This window comes from Shigella sp. FC1967 (assembly GCF_001743005.1).
GTDB lineage: Bacteria > Pseudomonadota > Gammaproteobacteria > Enterobacterales > Enterobacteriaceae > Proteus.
In genome coordinates, this window is sequence record NZ_MIIZ01000760.1 from 1 (window position 1) to 3,622 (window position 3,622).

3 protein-coding genes and 1 pseudogene are annotated in these 3,622 nt (G+C 43.0%); all 4 read right to left on the minus strand.

The window, feature by feature from the left end; translation table 11 throughout:
- Positions 1-111: 111 nt before the first annotated feature.
- Positions 112-399, minus strand: coding sequence for an integration host factor subunit beta (gene ihfB / locus BHE89_RS12205; RefSeq protein WP_006537420.1), 288 nt, complete (start codon positions 397-399; stop codon positions 112-114).
- 64 nt (positions 400-463) lie between these two features.
- Positions 464-2,137, minus strand: a complete 1,674-nt coding sequence (gene rpsA, locus BHE89_RS12210; protein WP_006537421.1) for a 30S ribosomal protein S1 — start codon at positions 2,135-2,137, stop codon at positions 464-466.
- 126 nt (positions 2,138-2,263) lie between these two features.
- Positions 2,264-2,998 carry a (d)CMP kinase gene (gene cmk / locus BHE89_RS12215; RefSeq protein WP_128860511.1) on the minus strand — a complete coding sequence of 245 codons (735 nt, stop codon included), beginning with the start codon at positions 2,996-2,998 and terminating at the stop codon, positions 2,264-2,266.
- Positions 2,999-3,272: 274 nt separating this feature from the next.
- A pseudogene (tnpA, locus tag BHE89_RS27055) lies at positions 3,273-3,622 on the minus strand (IS200/IS605 family transposase); the annotation flags it as partial.

A 3,622-nucleotide genomic window follows, 5' to 3' on the forward strand; every position in this document is an offset into this window, starting at 1 on the left:
TTAAAGAACAGAAAAACACACTAAAAGTCATAATACTAGGGAATAAAAAACGGCACCTAAGTACCGTTTTTGAGAAAGTTAACTAACATCGTGCCATTTCGACAGGCGTTATTATTCCGTATAAATATTTACACGGTCACGTAACTCTTTACCTGGCTTAAAGTGTGGAACGTATTTACCTTCCAGATCTACTTTATCACCAGTCTTCGGGTTACGACCCGTACGCGGCGCACGGTAGTGTAGAGAAAAACTGCCGAATCCGCGGACTTCGATACGCTCACCATCAGCTAAAGTATCAGCCATATGATCAAGCATTTCTTTTACAGCTTCTTCAACCGTCTTAGCCGAAAGATGAGATTGTAGGCCTGCAAGTCTCTCGATTAACTCAGACTTGGTCATATTACCTCCCTAAACTACCGATAAATAGGCAACGATTAACGTTGCCTTCCGTTAATAACTTAAATTATTCGCCTTTAGCTGCTTTGAAAGCTTCAGCCATAGCGTTGTTTGAAAAACCAACTTCTTCTTTGTTGTTTACAGAAGCGATAGCGTCTTTCTCGTCTGCTTCGTCTTTAGCACGAACAGATAAGTTGATAACGCGGTTTTTACGGTCAACGCCAGTGTATTTAGCTTCTACAGCTTCGCCAACATTCAGAACCAGAGTTGCATCTTCAACGCGGTCACGTGAAGCTTCTGAAGCACGAAGATAACCTTCAACACCGTCAGCTAATTCTACAGTTGCGCCTTTAGCGTCAACAGCAGTTACTTTACCAGAAACAATAGCACCTTTTTTGTGAGCAGACAGGTAATTATTGAATGGATCTTCTGATAATTGTTTAACGCCCAGTGAGATACGTTCACGTTCAGCATCAACTTGCAGAACTACAGCAGCGATTTCGTCGCCTTTTTTGTATTCACGAACGGCTTCTTCACCTGCAACATTCCAAGAAATGTCAGATAAGTGAACCAGACCGTCGATACCGCCGTCTAAACCGATGAAGATACCGAAGTCAGTAATAGACTTGATTTTACCTTCAACACGGTCGTTCTTGTTGTGAGTTTCTGCGAATTGCTGCCATGGGTTAGATTTACACTGTTTCAGACCCAGTGAAATACGACGACGTTCTTCATCGATGTCAAGAACCATAACTTCAACAACATCACCAACATTAACAACTTTAGATGGGTGAATGTTTTTGTTAGTCCAATCCATTTCAGAAACGTGTACCAGACCTTCAACGCCTTCTTCGATTTCTACGAAGCAGCCGTAATCAGTCAGATTAGTTACACGACCAGTCAGTTTAGTACCTTCTGGATAACGTTTAGCGATAGCTACCCATGGATCTTCGCCCAGTTGTTTCAGACCTAATGATACGCGAGTACGTTCACGGTCGAATTTCAGGACTTTAACAGTGATTTCGTCGCCAACATTGACAATTTCGCTTGGGTGTTTAACACGTTTCCAAGCCATGTCAGTGATGTGCAGTAAACCGTCAACACCGCCCAGATCAACGAATGCACCGTAGTCAGTAAGGTTCTTAACGATACCTTTAACTTCCATGCCTTCTTGCAGGTTTTCTAATAACTGATCACGTTCTGCGCTGTTTTCAGATTCGATAACCGCACGACGAGACACAACAACGTTGTTACGTTTTTGGTCTAATTTGATGACTTTGAACTCAAGCTCTTTGTTTTCCAGATGAGTTGTATCGCGAACTGGGCGAACGTCTACCAGTGAACCAGGTAAGAACGCACGAATGCCGTTCAGTTCAACAGTGAAACCACCTTTAACTTTACCGTTGATGATACCAACAACAGTTTCGTTTTCTTCGTAAGCTTTTTCTAGCATCAGCCACGCTTCGTGACGTTTAGCTTTCTCACGGGACAGAACGGTTTCACCGAAGCCATCTTCAACCGCGTCCAGAGCAACATCAATTTCGTCGCCCACTTGGATTTCTAATTCGCCTTGAGCGTTTTTGAATTGTTCTACAGGAATAGCAGATTCTGATTTCAGACCTGCATCAACCAGAACAACGTCTTTATCGATAGCAACTACAACGCCGCGAACGATAGCGCCAGGACGAGTTTCGATTGTTTTTAGGGATTCTTCAAAGAGTTGAGCAAAAGATTCTGTCATGTTAATGATCTTCAAGTAAATTTAATTAACGTCCATTTAGCATCCGGCCGAATGGGGTTGTTTCACATACCTCATTACATCCTTTGTGACGAGGTCATCGGGCATTGTTGTGTTTTCATTAACACGTCAACCCGATTTAGATAATTTCCTAGTATAAACGAAATAAAAATGAATTACGCTGTTAATTGCAGATTTTTTTTTAGCATAAGTCAACGATTTTTCAATGACTTCGTCAATAGACAAACTTGTAGAATCGAGAATTAATGCATCTTTCGCCGCAACAAGTGGCGCAACAGCGCGATTCCGGTCACGGTGATCGCGTTCTTTTATCTCGGATAAAAGGCGCTCAAAGTTAACATTAAAGCCCTTTTCCTGCAACTGTAACATGCGACGACGCGCACGCTCTTCTGCACTCGCCTCTAGAAATATTTTTACTTGGGCATCAGGAAAAACAATGGTGCCCATATCTCTGCCATCTGCAATTAAGCCAGGCGCAGTACGAAACGCACGCTGACGACGCAGTAATGCTTCTCTTACACGGGGAAAAGTCGCCGCTTGTGATGCCGTATTTCCAACTGTTTCTGTTCGAATTTCAGTTGAAACATCTTCACCTTCAAGAATGACACTTAAGCCATTCTCATTAGGAATAAAACGCACATCTAAATTTGCAGCCAAGGGCACTAAAGCATCTTCTGAGGTTATATCAACATGGTGATGTAAAGCGGCTAATGCCAATACACGATAAATAGCACCAGAATCGAGTAAATGCCAACCAAACGCTTTCGCTAATGCTTGACATAATGTTCCTTTACCTGCTCCGCTAGGCCCATCAACAGTTATAACAGGGACGCTAACCGCCATGAGTTTCTCCTTTTCGTGGACACTGCATTTCTGTATTTGTTGCTCTTATTACATTGATATAATAAGCATAGCGTTCAAACAAAGAAAAACAGTATTAATATATGCGCGACATTATACGCATACAATGTATAGGAAGAAATAAGTAGATAGGTACTAACGCGTCTTATTTAATATTATTTTTTTCGAGATAGTGCATTTTTTAGCGAAAAACGCCGTAAACCCTCGCCCAGTGCGGGCGGGGGTATAAGGCGAAAAGCCCGCAGGGCTTTAAAGATCAATCAGGCGTTGACTGACTCTGAACGTAGGCTCTGAGTGTTTCAATCGTTGCCCCTCCGGTGCTACAGACAAAGTACGACCTTGACCACAAAAGCCCCCGTTTTACTTTGCGTCCGTAAATGTGTGTTTTGCTGGCGCAGCAGGCGCGACGATACTGATTTCAGATTGTTGACCATCACACTGACCGCCAGTTTTGGCGGGTAAGCAACCAGCAGATGCACATGGTCAGGCTCTCCGTCCATCTCAATAATTTCGCATTCAAGTTTTGCCGCAGCGGAGTCAAATGCATCACGCAGTTGAGCGAGCATCAGTCCGTCAAATAGCTTACGTCGATACTTTGTCGTAAAG